The sequence below is a fragment of the Dyadobacter koreensis genome (assembly GCF_900108855.1).
Taxonomy (GTDB): Bacteria; Bacteroidota; Bacteroidia; order Cytophagales; family Spirosomataceae; genus Dyadobacter; species Dyadobacter koreensis.
The window spans coordinates 37,028-56,269 of record NZ_FNXY01000005.1 but is presented as its reverse complement, the minus strand read 5'-3'; the positions used below and the strand labels follow the sequence as shown (position 1 = coordinate 56,269).

The window sequence follows — 19,242 nt, the reverse complement described above, 5'->3', positions numbered from 1 at the left end:
ACGATCCCAGATGAAAAAGTATTTTCGTTCACTCATATTTGCCGCTCCGGTCGTTGCCGGACTAGCGTTTGTGTCATTCAAGCAAGAGGACCGTCTGTTTGAAATTGCGCGCAATCTGGATATTTATGCCACGCTTTTTAAAGAGCTGAACGCATACTATGTCGATGAAATAAATCCTAACCAGCTGATTAAAACCAGTATAGATGGTATGTTGAGATCGCTCGATCCCTATACCGTTTATTATGCGGAAGATGATATCGAAGATTACATGACCATGACGACCGGCAAATATAACGGTATCGGCGCCATGGTAAATTCGTCGGAAGGGAAACATACCGTGATGATGGTTTATGAAGATACACCAGCACAGAAAGCTGGGTTGCAACTAGGTGACGAAATCATAAAAATTAACGGGATCGATCTTTCAACCCGCGAAGATTTCGATTCCGGGAAATTATTGAAAGGACAAACACAAACAAGCGTCACACTGACGATTAAGCGTTATGGTCTTCCTAAGCCGTTGGAAATCACGTTAAACCGTGATATCGTAAAAGTGACGAATGTGCCTTATTATGGTATGTTAAGCGAAGATGTTGGCTATATTGATCTTAAAGATTTTACTGCCACAGCTTCCCGCGAAGTAAAAACTGCTTTTCAGGAATTAAAGGGAAAAGGAATGAAGCACCTGGTGCTTGATCTTCGAGATAATCCGGGAGGTTTGCTGAATATGGCCATTGAGATTTCTAATATTTTTATTCCAAAAGGAGAAGAAATTGTTTCTACGAAAGGAAAAGTGACAGAATGGAACAAGTCCTATACTGCCTATAATCCGGCATTGGATACTGAAATTCCGATTGCCGTTTTAACAAATAACCGCAGTGCTTCCGCAGCTGAAATCGTTTCAGGTGTGATTCAGGATTATGATCGTGGCGTTTTGATTGGGCAACGTACGTATGGAAAAGGGCTGGTTCAGACGACCCGTGATCTTTCGTACAACACCAAAATGAAAATCACAACAGCAAAATATTATATTCCTAGCGGCCGCTGTATTCAGGCGATTGATTACGGACATCGCAACGAGGATGGAAGCGTTGGGAAAATTCCTGATTCTCTAATGACGGCTTTCAAAACACATAATGGCCGCGTAGTTTATGACGGAGGAGGGATTTTGCCTGATATCGTTACTGAAAAAGAAACATTTTCACCTCTGGCAACTTCGCTTGCAAGAAACCGTTTGTTTTTTGATTATGCGATAAAATATCACTTTGAGCATGCGACTATTAAGCCGGCAAAAGAGTTTCATCTGACCGACGGAGAATATAATGATTTTGCAAAATGGCTGAACGACAAGGAGTATGATTACACAACTCAGGTTGAAAGAGATTTAAACGATCTTGAAGCTTCTGCGAAAAAGGAAAAATCCATTGACGTAATTCAGGATCAGCTCAAAGGACTCCGCGCAAAACTGGCGCACAGCAAGGATAATGATCTGCAAATTTCAAAGAATGAGATCAAAAAGATTCTGGAAGAAGAAATTCTAAAACATTATTACCTGGAAAAAGGTATGCGCGAAGCTTCCTTCAACGAAGATTCCGAAGTGAAAGAAGCTTTGAAATTGTTCAAAGAACCGAGCCGTTACGCTGAACTTTTAAAAGGAAAAAAATAGCTGCCAGCTATCAGGTCTGGCCGATTGATTATCGCCGACGGCCGATGTAATTAATTTAATTCATGCTTTTACTTAGTATTGACACTTCCACGCGCGGATGCTCCGTAGCGCTTCATGGAGACGCCGGGTTGTTGGCCAACTATGAATTATATACTGACCGGTCCTCTTCTGCCATGCTCACAACTTTGATGAGCACCAGTGTCGAACACGCCGGTTACACTTTGAAAGACTTGGATGCCATCGCAGTAGCTAAAGGCCCAGGCTCTTATACCGGATTGCGAGTAGGCGTTTCAACCGCCAAGGGATTGTGTTACGCTCTGGACAAGCCATTTATTGCGATCAATACCCTGGAGGCGATGGCGCTTCAGGTAAGTCCTTTTTTTTCGAAAGATTTTCTTTTTTGCCCAATGATCGATGCGCGGCGTATGGAAGTATATGCCTCCGTTCTCGACGGTGACAATATTACCGTTGAACCGACTAAGGCTATCATTCTGGATGAAAATTCATTCCAGAATTTACTTGAAAATCACAAGGTTGTTTTCTTTGGCGATGGTGCTGCAAAATGCAAACCATTATTTGAGCAAAACCCAAATGCATTTTTTATCTCCGAAGAAATCCGGCCTTCCGCCAAAACAGTTGGAAAGTTAGCGGTAAAGTCTTTTGAAAAAGGTGAATTTGAAGACGTTGCGAGCTTCGAACCTTTTTATTTGAAAGATTTCATGACACCGCCATCCCGGAAAGTAAGTCCAGCTGTTTAGATAAAATTATTGTTTCCAGGAAAATCTGAAAACAAAGTCTGCTTAATTCGTGTTATAATCTTCAAACACCAGAATTTCCTATGCAAACTGAAGAGATAGTTAATCGCGTTGCCACCAGTGGTCTTATTTCGTTTGACCTTGAAGAATTATACCATCCCGGAGAGCGTGTACTTTATGATATAAAAGATAATTTATTCATGGGTATGATTCTGAAAGAAAAGGATTTCCGTGAATTTCTTAAAACGCACGACTGGGCTCAGTATACCGGAAAAAATGTAGCAATTATCTGTTCAGAAGATGCCATTGTGCCAACCTGGGCTTACATGCTTCTGGCAATCCAGCTGGAACCCTATGCAAATGCAGTTGTCTTTGGCGACTTATCTGCTCTCGAAGACAAACTATTTTCTGACGCGATTAATAAAATTAATGCTGAAGAATTTCGTGGTAAAAAAGTAGTCGTAAAAGGTTGCAGCAAATTTCCCGTTCCAATTTCAGCGTATGTTAAAATCACAACAATACTGAAGCCGGTTGCCCAAAGCCTGATGTTCGGGGAGCCCTGCAGCACTGTTCCGCTTTACAAAAAGCCAAAAGTCTAAAATTCTTCTTCCTGCTCCATTTCTGCCCGCAATAGTCTGAAACTCATGCGATGATATTGACATGGACCGTGCAGCTGAATAGCGCTTCTGTGGTGAATTGTCGGATAACCGACATTCCTTTCCCAGCCATAGTGAGGAAATTGTAAAGACAACTGGCTCATCAGGTCATCTCGGTATGTTTTCGCCAGAACGGAAGCAGCCGCAATTGATAAATAATGCGCATCGCCCTTGACAATACAAGTATGTGGAATCATAGGATAAGGAGTAAACCGATTTCCGTCCACAAGTAAATGTTCCGGTTTTGTATGCAGTTTATCCACGGCGTAATGCATGGCAAGGAAGCTTGCTTTTAAGATATTGATCCGATCGATTTCGTAATTGTCAACTTCTGCAACAGCCCATGCAATGGCTTCCTGCATAATTTCTTTTTGCAGAATATCGCGCTGAACACGCGTCAATTGTTTGGAATCGTTGAGATATAAGTGAAAATAATCGGGAGGAAGTATTACGGCCGCGGCGACTACAGGTCCGGCCAAACAACCTCTGCCCACTTCATCCAATCCCGCTTCGCGGACGTCCTTATTATAAAAAGCCTTTAACATCAGTCTTCAAGAATATTTGCCATAAATGTACTTTTTGTGCTTAACGCAATCAGCAAAAGTAAAATGGCCCAATAAAGATAAATACGATAATAATCACTTACATCCCGTGAAACAACATTTCGGGATTTTACTTTTTCTATCTGGTTGATTTGTTTGAAAACGGCTCCCAGCGCCGTATTATCTGTCGCCCTGAAATATTTGCCATTGCCCAGCGCAGCGATTTTCTGAAGCTCGCTTTCGTCGACCATTGCACTGGAAACATTCAAACTATCCTTTTTTATAATCCTTAACGTTTTACCGACCGAGATACTATACACACGAACGCCAAAAGCTTTTGCAAGCTGTGCAGCGGTTGTCGGGCCAAGGTTTCCTGATGTATTATCTCCGTCACTAATTAAAATCGCAACTTTGCTTTCCCCGGAAGTTTCCCTCATACGGTTCACGGCCACGGCCAGCGCACTTCCAATAGCCGTTCCGGCCGTTGGTATCATCGTTGGCTGAATCTCATCCAGGAAGCCGTACAGCAGCTCATAATCCGTCGTCAGTGGGCATAAGGAAACAGCTTCACCGGCAAAAATGATTAAGCCTATCCTATCCTGTAATCTACCGCGTATAAATTGCCGTGCAACTAATTTAGCCGCTTCCAGCCTGTTTGGACTAAGATCTTTCTCCATCATCGAATCAGAAATATCCAGCAACAGCATTATATCAATACCCTCAGAAAATTTATCCGTTCTTTCTGTGACAATTTGAGGACGGGCGAGTGCAACAAGTATCAATGCCACGGCAAACGCAACGCAGATCGGCTGGACGAAACGTAAAAGCGTAAGCCAATCCCGTCTTGCATTTTCACGGTTATAAGTAATTACCAACCGTTGCTGGTGTTTCCGATGGAAAGCACTTCTTAACCAGAACAAAAATGGAATTGCGGGCAGCGCATATAAAAAGTAGGGATACGCCCACTCATACGACCTGAGTACATCCCACGAAAACCACCTTGGCGAAAACCATTCTTCCATATTATATCTCCGGAGCTAAATCTCCCTCTAAAATCTGTCTCCGTTTGTTACGATAAAGCCGCAAGGCACCAGCCTTCAAAACTTCAAGCGACTTATCCATATCTTTTGATTTGACCTGACCGTAAATAATTCCATCCATATTTTTCAGCGCAGTCGCCAACCCGTCGTCTGGCATATTGTCCATGATTTCCCGTGTTGTATACGTTGCAAATGGCTTTTTTTCCAGTCGTTCCAGATAATTCTTCCAGACAATGATCGCCTTTTCAGCGTCTTTAATATCCTCCCTTTCCTTGGCGTTTCGAAGTAAACGGTTAAAGGACCGGTTATATTCAAGATGCCTCCGCTGCAGTTTGATCAGTTGCCATTGTTTATAAATGTCACTTCCAAAAAGCCAGTAAATACTGCCTGCGGCTCCAATCGTTAATGCCAAAACGCCCAGAAAAATAGAAAAGTTAAATTCGTGGCTTAGTGGCAGCAACCCCACCTCCGGCTTCAGAGAAGTCGTATCGGCAATGCCTTGAAAATTATCTTTTCTTAAAAAAATAGTATCTGAAATTGTATGGATTGCCGTGCAGTCTTTGCCATTAAAAATAAAAACGGGCACTTTCAAAGATTGTCCCAACGACACATTAAATGACACCAGCTGATATACAGTGCTATCCAGACTACCTCTTTTGTCCGTTCTGGTTGTAAAATTTTTCTTTGAAATAACCTCGAAAGGTAAGAAGCTGAACGTTGTATCCGGAAAAAAAACTTCTGTTTTGGGAGCATGCAGATAACTTAGCGCATAAAAAAACGGCTTACCGATCTCGATACTATCCGATAAAAATCTTCCTTCCGGTAAATTTTTTTGAGCTGCAACAGGTTCTGTTGGCAGGAAAAATCCTGTCAGGAAAAAACATAAGAGGTGTACTATTTTCTTTAAATCAGCGCTAGAACCGGCAGTCGACAACAATTTTTTTTACCATTTAATAAGTTTAAAACATTTCCAGGTCTTAGGAAGAAGTCATTCCGCTCTTTGCATAACGCCTGACCTTAAATAAACGAATAAGTGCCGGAACATAATCTTCCTGTGTATTTATCGAAATATAGTCTGCACGGTTTTGGTGACAAAGTTTTTCGAGCTCGACACTTCTGCTTTGAAAACGATTAGCCATATCATCACGATATTGTTTCGAAGACGTGTTTACCCAGGTTGTTCGCTGCTTTTCGGCATCATAAAGAGGAATAATCCCTAATCGCGGCAAGCTTGTTTCTCTTGAATCATAAAGGTGAATCACGATTAAATCATGTTTTCGAGCAAGCGCCTTGAGATTATGCTGATAGTTTGAATCAATAAAATCTGAAATCAAAAAGATCAGGCTCCGCCTCTTCAAGACGTTCAACGCCACCAAGATTGCTTCTGAAATACTTGTTTTGGTTGATTCGGGTACGAGTTTATAAATTTCGGACAAAACACTATACCCATGTTTCATCCCGTCAGAAGGACGAACATACCGTTCATTTCGGTCAGAAAAGCACAAAAGACCAACGCGGCTCGCTTCCTGGATCGCCGACAGAGTCAACACGCCGCATATTTCTTTCGCAATATCGATCTTAAGCTTACTGGCCTCTCCTACCTGTTGTGACGCACTGACGTCAAGCATGAAAAAGGCAGTTTGCTCTTTATCTTCCTTAAAAATCTTGATAAAAGTCCCGTGCCCTTTTGCCGAGGTATTCCAGTCAATGGCGCGCACATCGTCGCCATACTGGTAAAGCCGAAGGTCATCGTATTCGAGCCCGGAGCCTTTGAAGACAGAGTGAAAGTTTCCATGCCGCTCACTCGTGACCGCTTTTCGCATCCTTATTTCATACTTTCGGAGTTTCCCCAAAAACAGTTCAAACATATGTTTTCCGAAAAAATTACCACCTTTGTAATATAGAGCAGCTAAACAAAGATAGGTATTTTGAGAATTATGACGCGACGGATTATTAATTTCTCGTTCAGTTTACTACTGGCAGGAAGTATGGCAATCGTTTTTGCGGGCTGCACTAAGGAAGAAAAGCCACCAGAGGGCACACTTTCCGAAGAAAAAATGGCCACGATCCTCACAGACGTGCATATTGCCGAATCCCGGGTCACCCGCTTACAATTAAAATCTCTTGATTCTTCAATTCTTATATTTGATCAGTTGAAAAAACAGATCTGGGAGAAGAACAAAGTCGATACAGTAGCATACCGGAATAGTTATAATTACTACATGACACATCCGGAGTATATGTCGCGTATCTATGAAAATGTGGCTAAAAAGATTGAGGCACGCGAGAAAAAAAAGGACATCAAACTTTAAAAAAAGTTAAATTTTATATTAAAACTCTCCGTTTTGAACTTCGTTATAGATACCAGCAAAATCTATTTCCATACCCTAATTAAAGAGACAAAGTGAACCATAGTATTGTAGTTATCCCTACCTACAACGAGATAGAAAATATTGAGGCTATTATCCGAAAGGTTTTCAGCCTTTCCAAGCCTTTCGATGTACTGATTATTGATGACGGGTCTCCGGATCAAACAGGGGCTGCTGTCAAAGAATTGCAGAAAGAATTCGGCGACTCACTTCATCTGGTTGAAAGGAAAGGAAAGCTGGGTTTAGGAACCGCTTACATTCATGGTTTCAAATGGGCCCTTGAAAAAGGGTACGAATACATTTTTGAAATGGACGCCGACTTTTCACACCCACCGGAAGATCTGATCCGTTTGTATCAGGCTTGTGCTGAACAGGGACATGACGCAGCCATTGGTTCACGGTATATCACGGGGGTAAATGTGGTAAACTGGCCGATCAACCGGGTTTTAATGTCCTATTTTGCGGGATATTATGTGCGGATGATTACAAGTATGCAGATCATGGACCCAACTGCCGGGTTTATTTGCTATACGCGGCGAGTGTTGGAAACAATTGATCTTGATAATATCAGATTCATCGGTTATGCATTTCAGATTGAAATGAAATTCAATACCTGGAAGTTCGGATTTGACATTGTAGAGGTTCCCATCATCTTTACGGACAGGACAAAAGGAGCCTCCAAAATGTCTCCGGGAATATTTAAAGAAGCGATTTTTGGTGTGATCAGCCTTAAAATCAACAGTTACTTTAAACGGTATATTCCTGCTAAAAAGCAAGTTCTGAAATAGCCAGCCAGCTCATTAATCCTGGTGCAATTTCTAACGAAGTCTCATCGACATCGAAGGTTGGGGTGTGCACGCCGGAAATAATTCCTTTGGCTTCATTGCGCGTCCCCAATCTGTAAAAACAGGAATCTACTACCTGCGAATAAAAAGCGAAATCTTCTCCTGCCATCCAAAGATCAAGATCGATCACATTTTCCGCACCCATATATGCTGTTGCAGCAGTTCTGACCCGGCGGGTTAATTCAGGATGATTTTTCAGGAAAGGATATCCTTTAATAATTTCGAACACACAGCTTCCGCCCATCGCCTCAGCCATACCTTCCGCCATCTTTTTCATTTTTCGCAAACCTTCCTCTCGCCATTGTTCATCCATGCAGCGCCATGTTCCCTGTAATGTAACCTCGTTCGGGATGACATTTGTAACACCATCTGCAATAAATCTGCCAAATGACAAAACAGCTGGATTTGAAGGTTTTCGATACCGGCTGATAATTTGCTGCAAAGCAACAACGATATGAGAAGCAATTAATATCGGGTCAATGAGTTGATCAGGAGCCGCAGCATGACCGCCTTTCCCTATGACGGTAACATACAATTCGTCAGTACTGGCCATGTACATTCCTTCACGAAATCCGATTTTTCCAACCGGAATGTTCGGAGCAACGTGCTGGCCCATCATACTGACAGGTCTTGGATTTTCAAGCACACCTTCCTTAATCATCAGTGAAGCGCCACCTGGTGCTTTTTCTTCTGCAGGCTGAAAAACAAGTTTTACTGTTCCTTCAAACTGGTCCCGTATCTGGGTCAAAATTCTGGCAGTACCAAGTAGTGAAGCGGTATGTACATCGTGTCCGCAAGCATGCATAACCCCCGGAACCTGCGATTTGTATGGAACATTGTTAGCTTCGACAATTGGTAACGCGTCCATATCAGCGCGGAGGCCAACAATTTTTTTTCCCGGATTTTTTCCTTCGATCAGCGCAACCAATCCTGTTCCTGCAATTCCTTCCTGCGGCGTAAGTCCTAATGCACGAAGTTCTTCTGCTACAAATTGTGCAGTTTTAAATTCCTCAAAAGAAAGCTCAGGATTAGTATGCAAATGCCGGCGGTTTGCGACAACACTGGCAGCCTGGTCCTTTGCGAGTGACTTTATTTTTTCTTGCAGGTCAAACATATATACAAAGAGAAAATTGAAATTTTGGGATGCCGGCTTCAAAGTGAAGTCAGACAAAAGCGGTTCAAAGGTACAAATAAATAGAATCTGGCTGAAAGCGCGCCGGATAGTATTCGTAAAATGAGTCGATATCAGCCCCCTTTTAATAATTAGGAACTTCACTTATATGAGTACTTCTAAGAAAAACAACTAATTTTGGCTTAACACATTAATATAGCAAGAAACGTAATGACGCATCAGGATTTTCTAAAAGCGTTGGTTTGTCCACTTACCGGCAGTCCATTAACAATCGCCGAAGACGGCAAAACGCTTACCAGTGAAGATGGTACAATATATGAAGTAGGTGACACGGGCATCGTAAATATGCTCTATCCCAAAGAGTTACTTCCAGGCGATGCTCATGAGCAATATCTTTACGATCAGGCTTTTCTTCGTTACGACAAAGGTGTTTCGTGGGTTTTTGAAACGTTAAATCATTCAGACGAAGCAGCGACACGCAGGTTCTTTATTGATTTGATGGATTTGAAACCCGGCATGAAGGCGCTGGAAGTTGGCGCAGGAACCGGAAAAGATTCAGCACTGATTTTAGAAAAAGTAAAACCGGGCGGAACAGCTGTTTTATCAGATCTGTCTCCAAATATGCTTAAACTTGCTCAGGAAAAACTTTCTACTGAGGATGTTAATGTTCATTATTTCCTTGGCAACGGTTCTTATCTTCCCTTTGCAGATGATACATTCGACGCTGTTTTCCATTTTGGTGGTATCAACACGTTCTCGGAAAGAAAAAAGGCGTTTGATGAATTGACACGTGTCGTTCGTCCGGGGGGAAAAGTTGTCGTTGGTGACGAAAGTGTTGCTCCATGGTTACGGAATACGCCTACTTACGCTACTTTATTAAAAGCAAATCCGCTTTTCCGCGCTGAGGTCCCTATCGAAGATGTACCTGCAAATGTTGAAAATTTCAAATTGCACTACGTTTTTGGAAATGCGTTTTACGTAATGGAATATACTGTGACGGCAAAAGCTCCGGAGGTGGATATTGACCTTCCAATTCCAGGAAAAGATTTCGTAGACAACTGGCGCCTGCGTGCCGACAAAGCTGAGGCTTAATAATTGATAGTATTCATTCATTGATCTGCAGTAAATTTTGCTGCACCGATTTGCTGAAAGGCAAACCTTTGAAAAAATTATAAATATGTGGGTTAAAAAGGGAGTAGTTTACAAGCCTGACGGAAGTTTACCGCACAGTCTTTCGCATGCACAAGTTCCGTTTGCTTACAAGCATAAAGATTTTTTACGCGTTTATTTCTCTTCACGTGATGCAAGCGGTCAGTCAAGACCAACTTTCATTGACGTAGATTACGAAGATCCATCCAAGATTTTATATATCCACGACAAGCAGGTTTTAGAATTGGGCGGGCCTGGTGAATATGATGAAACCGGCGCAATGCCTGCCTGGTTTGTAGATATGCCGAATGGAGACATCTGGCTTTATTATACCGGCTGGAACAGGACTCACAATTCTTACCGATTGTCAATGGGATTAGCTGTGAGTCATGACGGTGGCCTGACGTTTGAAAAAATGTTCAAAGGGCCGATTATGGATCGCAGCATTCAAAATCCGATCTGGGCTGCTCAGCCTTCCGTAATGCGCGAGGATGATGGAACCTGGCGGATGTGGTACATTTCAGGACATAAATGCGAATATATCCATGGATATCCGGAGCCGTTTTACCGCGGACAGTCTGCTACTTCGAAAGATGGAATTCATTGGGATATCAGTGATATTCCAACACTTGACTTTGACGATTTCCTTCATGCGGTTGGTCGCCCAAGTGTTTTCAAGGAAGATGGTATCTATAAAATGTACTATTCCTACCGCCATACCCGCGACTATCGCACAGATCGTAACCAGAGCTACCGCTTAGGTTATGCAGAATCGACCGACGGGGAAAACTGGGAAAGAAAAGACAATCTTGTTGGGATAGGCAAATCCGACAATCCGGAAGATTTCGATTATCAGATGATCAATTATGCTAATTATTATGAGCATAATGGAAAAAAATATCTTCTCTATAATGGTAACGGTTTCGGCGCTGCCGGCTTCGCTTATGCCGTTTGGGAAGATTAAGTTTCCAATCATAAAAAAGAATAACGAATGTCATAAATTTGACTTCGAAAAGAGTTATAAATTTGCGGGTAATAATTAACCGGATCTGAGTATAGTTATGTTTAGATAGTTTACTGATTTTCAATAATCTGAACATAACCATTCACTTTTCTATTTTCATTTTTTTAAAATCGCAAAACCAACAAAAAATGAGCACACTTCAGCAGCAATTCAATAACGACGGATATGTTATCCTGCGTGATTTTTTAGATAAAGATTTAATCAATTCGATCTACACGGAAGCAAGAAAAATCTTCGCAGCCCAGATCAAAAGAGTAACCGGAAAATCGGTAGACATCGACGACAAAGATGCATTTGAAAATGCGATGTTTGAATTTTTTGAAAAGGACTTCAACGCATTTGTCAATACCGGAAAAACGGTTCAGCATTCTTTTTCTCTTCATCGGCTTGGTGTTGATCCGCAAATCGAGCGTTTATTAAAACAGGTTGGCCTGGAAAATCCAATTATCGGAGCGCGCCCGGCGATGCAGTTTAACAGCCGTTTTTTATCAAAAGACGGAAGCAAGCATTGGAAACTGGATGCTCACCAGGATTGGCGCACAGGACAAGGATCTTTGGATAGCACAGTGATCTGGTTCCCGATGGTCGATGCAGGTGCTGATATCGGCGCCTTGCAAGTTATTCCGGGAAGCCACAAAACAGGCTTGAAAGAATCCAATACCTCGGGTTATCAGGGCGGAATCACAGCTGGAATAAATGACAACGAATTTATCCAAACTGAATTTAAGGTTGGCGATATTTTAGTTTTCTCAGCATTTTTGATTCACCAGTCAGGTAATAATATCACAAATAATATCCGCTGGTCAGTACAATTGCGTTATAACAATTTGGAAGAACCAACTTTTATCGAACGCGGTTACCCGATGGCGTATATTTATGCACCTGAAAAAGAGCTTGTAACACCAAACTTTCCGAGTGTAGAGCAATTGCAGACCGTATTTAGCTGACAAATTTATAGCTTGGGCTATACTGAAAAGAACCGGAGAGATATCAGCTAATCTATTGACATTGAAAATATTATGATTAAAGTAAGTGTCGTTATACTTACGTTCAACCAAGCCGCTTTTATTGGTAAAACGATTGAAAGTGCTTTGAATCAAACAACAAATTTTGATTACGAAATACTTGTAGGCGACGATTTCTCTACGGATGGTGCAAGAGATATTATACTTGACTATCAAAACCGGTATCCTGGTAAAGTTAAAGCCGTTTTGCATTCCAAAAACTTGGGGCAAAACGGCCTTTTTAATACAATTGAGACGCTTAAACTGGCTCAGGGGCAATACATTGCCCCGCTGGATGGCGACGATTACTGGACGAACCCGCTGAAACTTCAAAAACAGGTTGATTTCATGGATTCCCATCCGGACTATTCTGCCTGCTTTCATAACGCCCTGATTACTTTTGAGGATGGTTCGCCGTCTGTTGAAGTAAATCATCCGGATCAGAAAATGAAGATCGAGGTGGAGGATTTGATCGGGGAAGATGAGATCTGGTTTATGGCCACTTCGGCCGTGATGTTTAAAAACCATGTAATGTATTATCCTGATTGGTTTTTAAAATCGACAAGCGGCGATATTCCGCGTTACGTCATTCTGGCAAAACATGGCCCAATCGGCTACATTCCTGAGATGATGTCGGTTTATCGGAAAAATAAGGGTGGAGCAAGTTTTAAAGATCACTACCGGGATGAGCGTTTTTTGCAAAACCGCATTATGATGTATGAGGGAATTAACGAGGAAACGAATCATCAGTTTGATAAGTCGCTTCGATTGAATATTGCCAGATATTACCGGATGATGCTGGATGCCCGGCAATTATCAAAAAGCTATTTTAAGAGAGCTATACTTGCCGCCAACTATTTAGTAATGAAAAAAGCGGATCTTAGGGAATGTAAAGAGATTACCCGCGCCTATATTTTGCCGAAATGGATCATGAGCGCATATAGTTTTGTTGCATTACTGCCTTACAAGTTCCGTCAATCCAGTCACTGAAAACCTGTTATAAACTCGTTATGATCAAGGTTTCTGTTTGCGTTCCCACGTTTAATCACAAAAATTATATTTCCAGAATGCTCGATGGCGCTTTGGAACAGAAAACGACATTTCCCTTTGAAATCGTAGTCGGTGATGATGGTTCAACGGACGGTTCACAAGAAATTATCCGCAGTTATCAGGAACAGTATCCCGACATTATCAAAGCATTTTTACACACGGAAAACCAGGGGCCTTTCGAACCAAGAGAATTTGCAGGACGTAACAATGTTTTACAACTTTTAAAAGCTTGTCGGGGTGAATACGTGGCCATGTGTGAGGGAGATGACTACTGGACGGATCCATATAAGTTGCAAAAGCAGGTGGATTTTATGGAAAACAATCCGGATTTTTCCATTTGCCACCACAACATGCTGGTAACGTATGAAGATGGTTCGAAAAGCCATCCATTTAATAAAGAGAATCAGGCTCATGTTTCAACAATTGACGACATTCTCCAGGATCGCTGGTTTATGGCTACAGCAAGCTGGCTATATCGAAATTATTTTCTTACAGAAAGTTTCGCAGAATGGCATGCAACGGCCGCAGCCGGCGATTGGGCATTGAGCATTCAACTAGCTGCAAAAGGTAAGATTGCTTACCTGCCCGAGGTAATGGGAGTTTACAGAAAACATAGCGCCGGACTTAGCAACGTACATTCGCACAGCAATAAATGGTTTTTAAGAAACCGTAAAGAAATGTTTGAAAATGTGAACGTATGGCTTGATAAAAAGTATGACAACACCATTCTTCAAACCATTGCACGGTATGAAGAGCAACTTGAAAAGTTAGAAAAAATTGGCAGTTAATTATATTAATCTTTAATTTGTACTGTTTTTCAATCCTGACATACATGAAGCTAAGTGTTGTAATACCAGCATATAACGAAGAAGAATCCATTTCAGACACTTTGAGGTCACTTTACCAAACCTTGAAGAAGTACAATATCCCCCACGAGATTTTCGTGACAAACGATAATTCAAAAGATGGAACGCTTCGTGTTCTTGATGAACTTTCTCTTGAAATACCAAGCTTAGTATACCAGACGAATCCAGGTCCTAATGGTTTTGGGTATGCTGTGCGCTTCGGTCTCGAAAGATTTTCGGGAGACTGTGTTGCTGTGTTTATGGCCGATATGTCGGATGATCCTGAGGATCTTGTAAAATATTATTTCAAGATGGTGGAAGGCGATTACGACTGTGTTTTCGGCTCACGTTGGGAAAAAGGCGGTAAAGTGATTGATTATCCAGCTTTGAAAAAAGTAATTAACCGGGTTGCCAATTTCATCGTGCGCATGGTCATGGGTATCAAATACAACGATACAACTAACGCTTTCAAATTATACAAACGGGAAACAATCGATGGTATAAAACCATTTCTCGCTCCACATTTCAATCTTACAATCGAGCTGCCCCTGAAGGCAATTGTTCGCGGGTATAATTATGCAGTTGTTCCAAATAGCTGGACAAACAGAAAATACGGCGAGTCTAAATTGAAGATCAAAGAAATGGGAAGCCGTTATTTCTTTATTCTTATGTACTGCTTCATCGAGAAATTTTTCTCGCGCGGCGATTATATGAAAAAGTCAGTTGCTCCGAAAAAAGAAGTCAGCAGATAGTATCAAAATTTTACTATATCAGAAAGCGTACATGTATGTACGCTTTTTTATTTTATCCACTCCTGAATAAAAGTCATCTTATGTGCTATATAGGAGATAAAAAATCCCCAGCCGAGTGCACTAAGCGTCATCCAAAGGAAAATCGAACCTCGCGGTACTCTAAAAGCAACAGCTAAGGCAGTTCCAAAAATAGGCGTGAATAAAGGAGGTGTCAAAAGTGCAATGCCAATAATCCCGAATTTCTTCCAGATTCTTACTGCTATCCGATTTGTTTTACTAAATCTTTTAGGCGTATTTTTTCTATATTTTTTCAACAACGCCTGAATTACTTTGCCGACATATGTGACAACCAGAACACTGAACATCATGCCCGCAATGGAGCAGATAGCCGTTTCAATCCAGGTCAGATTTAAGATGACACCGGTAATAGGACCTCCAAAAAATTTAAGTGTACTGGCTAGTGCTACGGATATATATTTCAAAAAAATCGCTTTCATTTAAACTTTTACTTGAATCATTTCCAAAGCAAAGCGCCTTGTAGCTTCATTGGTATCAACATAATCCAGATATGCCGGGTTCTGAATGTAGTTAATTTTGGCAACGCATTCGATAATGACATCCGAAATCTCTAAAAAACGGATCTTGTCGCAAAGAAATGCTTCGACGGCAATTTCATTGGCTGCATTGACAATACAGGCAGCATTCCCTCCTTTTTCCAGTGCTTCATAAGCGACAGCCAGGTTCCTGAATGTTTCCATATCCGGCTTTTCGAAAGTCAGCGAGGGATATGATGCAAAGTCAAAACGTGGAAACGACGATTTTAATCTATAAGGATAATGAAGGGCATACTGAATTGGCAATTTCATATCTGGCAAACCCATTTGCGCCTTCATACTTCCATCTTCAAACTGCACCATGGAATGAATGATGCTTTGCGGATGCACAATCACATCAATCTGACTGGCAGAAAGGTCGAACAGCCATTTTGCCTCAATCACTTCAAGGCCTTTATTCATCAAAGTAGCCGAATCGATCGTAATTTTTGCTCCCATGCTCCAGTTGGGATGTTTTAATGCCTGCTGTTTGGTTACACCTGAAAGGAACTCACGATTTTTTCCTCTGAACGGTCCGCCGGAAGCAGTCAGGATTATTTTTTCTATCGGATTATTCTCCTCGCCAGCCAGGCACTGAAAAATGGCCGAATGTTCCGAGTCTACCGGATAAATACTTACGTTATTTTCTTTGGCCAACTTCGTTATCAGCTCACCGGCAACGACCAACGTTTCTTTATTGGCAAGCGCAATATTTTTCCCGGCTTTAATGGCATGTATCGTCGGCAACAAGCCCGCATAACCCACCATAGCGGTAAGTACCATGTCAATGCTGTCAGATTCCACTACTGAAAGAAGTGCGGCATCACCTGAATAAACCTGAATTGGAAGTGAAGAAAGCGCCGAACCTACTTTATCTTGAAGCGCCTCGTTTCCGATAACAACTACTTTCGGCTTAAATTTCACAGCCTGTTCAATTAGTAAATCTGCGCTATTCTGAGCAGTCAGTACTTCCACTGAAAAAATATCCTGATTGGCTTCAATTACATCCAGTGCCTGAGTTCCAATGGACCCTGTGGACCCCAAAATGGCTATTCTTTTTATTGACATAGTAGTTTAAAATGTAAGCTTTACAACGTATTCATTTTCGTCAGCTCATCAGCTATCTTACGATCGTTGGAAAGTCTTGGTACTTTATTTTGCCCGCCTAATTTACCGCTTGCGCGCATATAATCGATAAATGAATTCTTACGCAAAGGAGTCATAACCAGCTGACGCAGAATATTTCCTTTGATCAAATCGTCATAATAAACATTCAGTTCTGTCAGCCTTCTATCAATATCCTGAACAAATTGCTCCATATTGACCGGCATCTTCGCAAATTCCACAAACCATTCGTGATAAGGCAAACTGCCCTGATTTGGTGTTACCATCGGTGCAACGGTGAACTCGACAACTTCTACTTCGGGATGCCTTTCCATGGCATAACGCAGCGCCTTTTCAATCTCCTCTCCTATCACATGCTCTCCGAAAGCCGAAATAAAATGTTTAATTCGGCCAGTTACTAAAATCCGGTACGGATCCGTCGAAACAAACTTGATGGTATCTCCTATTGAATAACCCCAAAGTCCCGCATTACTACTTACGACAAGCGCATAATTTTTCCCTACTTCGACGTCATTTATACGAAGGCGTTTCGGATTTTCATCAAAATAATTTTCTACCGGAATAAATTCAAAGAAGATTCCTGAATTCAATAATAACAGAAGCCCTTCCTCTTTCTGAGAATCCTGGTAGGCAAAAAAACCTTCGGATGCAGGATAGAGCTCAATCGAATCAATTCTCTTTCCTATGGATTCGTATAGTTTAGCACGATAGGGTTCAAAATTTACCCCGCCATATATAAACAGTGAAAATTCAGGAAAAACGTCTTTTATTTTTTTTCCGGTTCTGTCAATGATTCTGTCAAAATACATCTGGACCCAGGGAGGTATACCAGAAATAAGCGACATCGGCTGATCGATTGTTTCGTCAATAATCTTATCCAGTTTTATTTCCCAATCTTCAATACAATTGGTTTCATAACTTGGCATCTGATTCGCCCGCAGATACCCCGGGACATGATGATTTGAAATCCCGGACAAACGTCCGGTCAACACGCCGCCAGTCTCCGTCATCACAGGACTTCCGGAAAGAAAAATTAGTTTTTTATCAAGAAATGCTGATTTTTTAGTTTCTGCAATATAACTCAGAATAGCGTTACGGGCAGAATTTATATGGTTTGGAATCGATTCCTTTGTGATCGGAATATATTTTGTTCCCGATGTCGTACCAGAGGTCTTTGCAAAATATAGCGGTTTTCCCGGCCACAGTATATCAGATTCACCCGCTTTCAGATGGGCTATATATCCTTTCAGATCTTCATAATCCCTCACCGGAACTGCTTCTTTAAACTCTTCGTAGGTATGGATATCCTTGAAAAAATGATCTTTTCCAAACTGCGTATTCATGGCCTTCGCAACCAGTTTTACCCGCCATTCTTCTTGTACTTCCGTACTTTTGACGATCCATCTTTGCTGTTCTTCTGCGATATATTTAGCCAGTGGCTGGCTCAAAAGTGCTCTGATTCCCATAGTAAAAACAAATGTACACAGGATTTATAAATTCTATTCTACAAGCACAAATCACAGCACTTAAATGACCAAAATCCGGCCTCAAAGTGAAATTTGTTAAATGCCTTTGTTTGTGGGTAATAATCTGTAATTTTGCACACCTGAAATCAAAGTGAGCGAAAATTTTAAAAATATATATGGGATTGTTTGATTTTTTGACAAGTGATATTGCGATTGATTTGGGTACGGCAAATACTTTGATCATCCACAAAGATACAGTTGTTGTAGATGAGCCATCGATTATTGCCATGGATAAGACCACCGGCAAAGTACTAGCGATTGGCCACACAGCAATGCAAATGCACGAAAAGACGAATGAAAATATAAAAACCATTCGTCCGCTTAAAGACGGTGTTATTGCCGACTTTACCGCCGCAGAAATGATGATCCGCGGCATGATCAAGATGATCGATACCGGCAGTCGCTTTTTCACTCCTTCCCATCGTATGGTTGTTTGTATACCATCAGGAATCACCGAAGTTGAGAAACGTGCTGTGAAAGATTCATGCGAGCACGCAGGCGCGAAAGAAGTTTACATGGTTCATGAACCGATTGCAGCTGCCATTGGTATCGGAATAGATATCACGCAGCCTAACGGTGTAATGATCGTTGACATTGGAGGTGGTACCACGGAAATCGCTGTTATCGCACTTTCAGGCATTGTATGTGAGCAGTCAGTACGTATCGCTGGTGACGTTTTCACAAGAGATATCGTTGACTATATGCGTCGTGAACACAATCTTTTGATTGGTGAGCGTTCTGCTGAATTAATTAAAATGGCTATCGGTTCGGCATCGCCTGAACTGGATACAGCTTTGGAAGATTATCAGGTTCGCGGTCGTGACTTGATGACGGGTATTCCAAAAGAAATTCGCGTTACTTACAGTGAAATCGCTTATTCGTTAGATAAATCAATATCTAAAATTGAAGAAGGCGTTATGAAAGCACTTGAAATTTCTCCTCCTGAACTTTCAGCGGATATTTTCAAAAACGGTATCTGGCTGACAGGCGGCGGTGCTTTGATCCATGGTTTGGACAGGCGCATTTCCCAAAAAACTAAATTACCTGTACACATTGCAGATGATCCGTTAAAGGCGGTGGTAAAAGGAACCGGTGAGGTTCTTAAAAATCTGGAACTGTACAAACCCGTATTGATTTCGTAGTATTGGATCGTTCACAGCATGTCGGTT

The 19,242-nt window shown here is 41.6% G+C and carries 20 protein-coding genes; 12 read left to right on the top strand and 8 right to left on the bottom strand.

Annotated elements, in window-relative coordinates; all coding sequences use genetic code 11:
- The first annotated feature begins 10 nt into the window (after positions 1 to 10).
- The 3 genes from BMY70_RS15820 to BMY70_RS15810 all read left to right on the top strand — a co-directional run bounded on the left by BMY70_RS15820 (position 11) and on the right by BMY70_RS15810 (position 3,020).
- Positions 11 to 1,666, top strand: a complete 1,656-nt coding sequence (locus BMY70_RS15820; RefSeq protein ID WP_090336740.1) for a S41 family peptidase — start codon at positions 11 to 13, stop codon at positions 1,664 to 1,666.
- Positions 1,667 to 1,728: 62 nt separating this feature from the next.
- Positions 1,729 to 2,424 carry a tRNA (adenosine(37)-N6)-threonylcarbamoyltransferase complex dimerization subunit type 1 TsaB gene (gene tsaB / locus BMY70_RS15815; RefSeq protein WP_090336737.1) on the top strand — a complete coding sequence of 232 codons (696 nt, stop codon included), beginning with the start codon at positions 1,729 to 1,731 and terminating at the stop codon, positions 2,422 to 2,424.
- Positions 2,425 to 2,504: 80 nt separating this feature from the next.
- The gene (locus tag BMY70_RS15810) at positions 2,505 to 3,020 is read left to right on the top strand and encodes a DUF2480 family protein (RefSeq protein ID WP_090336735.1); all 516 of its coding nucleotides are present in this window, start codon (positions 2,505 to 2,507) and stop codon (positions 3,018 to 3,020) included.
- Here the strand turns inward: BMY70_RS15810 and rnhB are convergent.
- Genes rnhB through BMY70_RS15790 form a run of 4 tightly spaced genes read right to left on the bottom strand, consistent with a single transcriptional unit; the run spans position 3,017 to position 6,527 of the window.
- The gene (gene rnhB, locus BMY70_RS15805) at positions 3,017 to 3,622 is read right to left on the bottom strand and encodes a ribonuclease HII (RefSeq protein ID WP_090336732.1); all 606 of its coding nucleotides are present in this window, start codon (positions 3,620 to 3,622) and stop codon (positions 3,017 to 3,019) included. The two genes, BMY70_RS15810 and rnhB, sit on opposite strands and share 4 nt — an antisense overlap.
- A complete protein-coding gene (locus tag BMY70_RS15800; protein WP_090336729.1) occupies positions 3,622 to 4,641 on the bottom strand; it encodes a vWA domain-containing protein in 1,020 nt (339 codons plus the stop codon). The genes rnhB and BMY70_RS15800 overlap by 1 nt, the downstream gene beginning before the upstream one ends.
- A 1-nt stretch (position 4,642) precedes the next feature.
- Positions 4,643 to 5,596 carry a hypothetical protein gene (locus tag BMY70_RS15795; protein ID WP_229209637.1) on the bottom strand — a complete coding sequence of 318 codons (954 nt, stop codon included), beginning with the start codon at positions 5,594 to 5,596 and terminating at the stop codon, positions 4,643 to 4,645.
- Positions 5,597 to 5,636: 40 nt separating this feature from the next.
- Positions 5,637 to 6,527 carry a DUF58 domain-containing protein gene (locus BMY70_RS15790; RefSeq protein WP_090336727.1) on the bottom strand — a complete coding sequence of 297 codons (891 nt, stop codon included), beginning with the start codon at positions 6,525 to 6,527 and terminating at the stop codon, positions 5,637 to 5,639.
- Positions 6,528 to 6,596: 69 nt separating this feature from the next.
- Here BMY70_RS15790 and BMY70_RS15785 point away from each other — a divergent pair, with 69 nt between their 5' ends.
- Both BMY70_RS15785 and BMY70_RS15780 read left to right on the top strand, forming a co-directional pair.
- Positions 6,597 to 6,971 (top strand): DUF4296 domain-containing protein, encoded by a 375-nt coding sequence (locus tag BMY70_RS15785; RefSeq protein ID WP_229209636.1) that lies wholly within the window; start codon positions 6,597 to 6,599, stop codon positions 6,969 to 6,971.
- 92 nt (positions 6,972 to 7,063) lie between these two features.
- Complete coding sequence (locus BMY70_RS15780) at positions 7,064 to 7,816, top strand: polyprenol monophosphomannose synthase (RefSeq protein ID WP_090336725.1); 753 nt, start codon at positions 7,064 to 7,066, stop codon at positions 7,814 to 7,816.
- On the opposite strand, the gene BMY70_RS15775 is transcribed toward BMY70_RS15780, so the two are convergent.
- Positions 7,794 to 8,987: a M20 metallopeptidase family protein gene (locus tag BMY70_RS15775; RefSeq protein ID WP_090336724.1), complete on the bottom strand. Its 1,194-nt coding sequence runs from the start codon at positions 8,985 to 8,987 to the stop codon at positions 7,794 to 7,796. The genes BMY70_RS15780 and BMY70_RS15775 overlap by 23 nt on opposite strands.
- Positions 8,988 to 9,215: 228 nt before the next feature.
- Between BMY70_RS15775 and BMY70_RS15770 the strand changes: the two genes are divergently transcribed.
- The 6 genes from BMY70_RS15770 to BMY70_RS15745 all read left to right on the top strand — a co-directional run bounded on the left by BMY70_RS15770 (position 9,216) and on the right by BMY70_RS15745 (position 14,829).
- Positions 9,216 to 10,097 carry a class I SAM-dependent methyltransferase gene (locus tag BMY70_RS15770; protein WP_090336722.1) on the top strand — a complete coding sequence of 294 codons (882 nt, stop codon included), beginning with the start codon at positions 9,216 to 9,218 and terminating at the stop codon, positions 10,095 to 10,097.
- Between the two features lie 85 nt (positions 10,098 to 10,182).
- Entirely contained in the window at positions 10,183 to 11,118 is a 936-nt protein-coding gene (locus tag BMY70_RS15765) for a hypothetical protein (RefSeq protein WP_090336719.1), read from the top strand.
- A gap of 188 nt (positions 11,119 to 11,306) precedes the next feature.
- The gene (locus BMY70_RS15760; RefSeq protein ID WP_090336717.1) at positions 11,307 to 12,125 is read left to right on the top strand and encodes a phytanoyl-CoA dioxygenase family protein; all 819 of its coding nucleotides are present in this window, start codon (positions 11,307 to 11,309) and stop codon (positions 12,123 to 12,125) included.
- A gap of 72 nt (positions 12,126 to 12,197) precedes the next feature.
- Entirely contained in the window at positions 12,198 to 13,172 is a 975-nt protein-coding gene (locus BMY70_RS15755; RefSeq protein ID WP_090336715.1) for a glycosyltransferase family 2 protein, read from the top strand.
- Positions 13,173 to 13,192: 20 nt separating this feature from the next.
- Positions 13,193 to 14,020: a glycosyltransferase family 2 protein gene (locus BMY70_RS15750; RefSeq protein ID WP_229209635.1), complete on the top strand. Its 828-nt coding sequence runs from the start codon at positions 13,193 to 13,195 to the stop codon at positions 14,018 to 14,020.
- A gap of 44 nt (positions 14,021 to 14,064) precedes the next feature.
- On the top strand, positions 14,065 to 14,829 hold the full coding sequence (locus tag BMY70_RS15745) for a glycosyltransferase family 2 protein (RefSeq protein ID WP_090336713.1): 765 nt from the start codon (positions 14,065 to 14,067) through the stop codon (positions 14,827 to 14,829).
- Positions 14,830 to 14,876: 47 nt separating this feature from the next.
- Here the strand turns inward: BMY70_RS15745 and BMY70_RS15740 are convergent, their stop codons facing one another.
- Genes BMY70_RS15740 through BMY70_RS15730 form a run of 3 tightly spaced genes read right to left on the bottom strand, consistent with a single transcriptional unit; the run spans position 14,877 to position 18,013 of the window.
- Positions 14,877 to 15,326, bottom strand: a complete 450-nt coding sequence (locus BMY70_RS15740; protein WP_090336711.1) for a hypothetical protein — start codon at positions 15,324 to 15,326, stop codon at positions 14,877 to 14,879.
- Positions 15,327 to 16,490 carry a 1-deoxy-D-xylulose-5-phosphate reductoisomerase gene (locus BMY70_RS15735; RefSeq protein WP_090336709.1) on the bottom strand — a complete coding sequence of 388 codons (1,164 nt, stop codon included), beginning with the start codon at positions 16,488 to 16,490 and terminating at the stop codon, positions 15,327 to 15,329. It lies immediately after the preceding gene.
- Between the two features lie 20 nt (positions 16,491 to 16,510).
- Positions 16,511 to 18,013: a GH3 auxin-responsive promoter family protein gene (locus BMY70_RS15730; RefSeq protein WP_090336707.1), complete on the bottom strand. Its 1,503-nt coding sequence runs from the start codon at positions 18,011 to 18,013 to the stop codon at positions 16,511 to 16,513.
- Between the two features lie 176 nt (positions 18,014 to 18,189).
- On the opposite strand from BMY70_RS15730, the gene BMY70_RS15725 reads away from it, so the two are divergent.
- Positions 18,190 to 19,215 carry a rod shape-determining protein gene (locus BMY70_RS15725; RefSeq protein WP_090336705.1) on the top strand — a complete coding sequence of 342 codons (1,026 nt, stop codon included), beginning with the start codon at positions 18,190 to 18,192 and terminating at the stop codon, positions 19,213 to 19,215.
- The last annotated feature ends 27 nt before the right edge of the window (positions 19,216 to 19,242 follow it).

What these genes read in the sequence shown, in the direction of transcription:
- BMY70_RS15820 (WP_090336740.1), top strand. Translation starts at nt 11, where the DNA reads ATGAAAAAGTATTTTCGTTCACTCATATTTGCCGCTCCGGTCGTTGCC.
- tsaB (WP_090336737.1), top strand. Translation starts at nt 1,729, where the DNA reads ATGCTTTTACTTAGTATTGACACTTCCACGCGCGGATGCTCCGTAGCG.
- BMY70_RS15810 (WP_090336735.1), top strand. Translation starts at nt 2,505, where the DNA reads ATGCAAACTGAAGAGATAGTTAATCGCGTTGCCACCAGTGGTCTTATT.
- rnhB (WP_090336732.1), bottom strand. Translation starts at nt 3,622, where the DNA reads ATGTTAAAGGCTTTTTATAATAAGGACGTCCGCGAAGCGGGATTGGAT.
- BMY70_RS15800 (WP_090336729.1), bottom strand. Translation starts at nt 4,641, where the DNA reads ATGGAAGAATGGTTTTCGCCAAGGTGGTTTTCGTGGGATGTACTCAGG.
- BMY70_RS15790 (WP_090336727.1), bottom strand. Translation starts at nt 6,527, where the DNA reads ATGTTTGAACTGTTTTTGGGGAAACTCCGAAAGTATGAAATAAGGATG.
- BMY70_RS15785 (WP_229209636.1), top strand. Translation starts at nt 6,597, where the DNA reads ATGACGCGACGGATTATTAATTTCTCGTTCAGTTTACTACTGGCAGGA.
- BMY70_RS15775 (WP_090336724.1), bottom strand. Translation starts at nt 8,987, where the DNA reads ATGTTTGACCTGCAAGAAAAAATAAAGTCACTCGCAAAGGACCAGGCT.
- BMY70_RS15770 (WP_090336722.1), top strand. Translation starts at nt 9,216, where the DNA reads ATGACGCATCAGGATTTTCTAAAAGCGTTGGTTTGTCCACTTACCGGC.
- BMY70_RS15765 (WP_090336719.1), top strand. Translation starts at nt 10,183, where the DNA reads ATGTGGGTTAAAAAGGGAGTAGTTTACAAGCCTGACGGAAGTTTACCG.
- BMY70_RS15760 (WP_090336717.1), top strand. Translation starts at nt 11,307, where the DNA reads ATGAGCACACTTCAGCAGCAATTCAATAACGACGGATATGTTATCCTG.
- BMY70_RS15755 (WP_090336715.1), top strand. Translation starts at nt 12,198, where the DNA reads ATGATTAAAGTAAGTGTCGTTATACTTACGTTCAACCAAGCCGCTTTT.
- BMY70_RS15750 (WP_229209635.1), top strand. Translation starts at nt 13,193, where the DNA reads ATGATCAAGGTTTCTGTTTGCGTTCCCACGTTTAATCACAAAAATTAT.
- BMY70_RS15745 (WP_090336713.1), top strand. Translation starts at nt 14,065, where the DNA reads ATGAAGCTAAGTGTTGTAATACCAGCATATAACGAAGAAGAATCCATT.
- BMY70_RS15740 (WP_090336711.1), bottom strand. Translation starts at nt 15,326, where the DNA reads ATGAAAGCGATTTTTTTGAAATATATATCCGTAGCACTAGCCAGTACA.
- BMY70_RS15735 (WP_090336709.1), bottom strand. Translation starts at nt 16,490, where the DNA reads ATGTCAATAAAAAGAATAGCCATTTTGGGGTCCACAGGGTCCATTGGA.
- BMY70_RS15730 (WP_090336707.1), bottom strand. Translation starts at nt 18,013, where the DNA reads ATGGGAATCAGAGCACTTTTGAGCCAGCCACTGGCTAAATATATCGCA.
- BMY70_RS15725 (WP_090336705.1), top strand. Translation starts at nt 18,190, where the DNA reads ATGGGATTGTTTGATTTTTTGACAAGTGATATTGCGATTGATTTGGGT.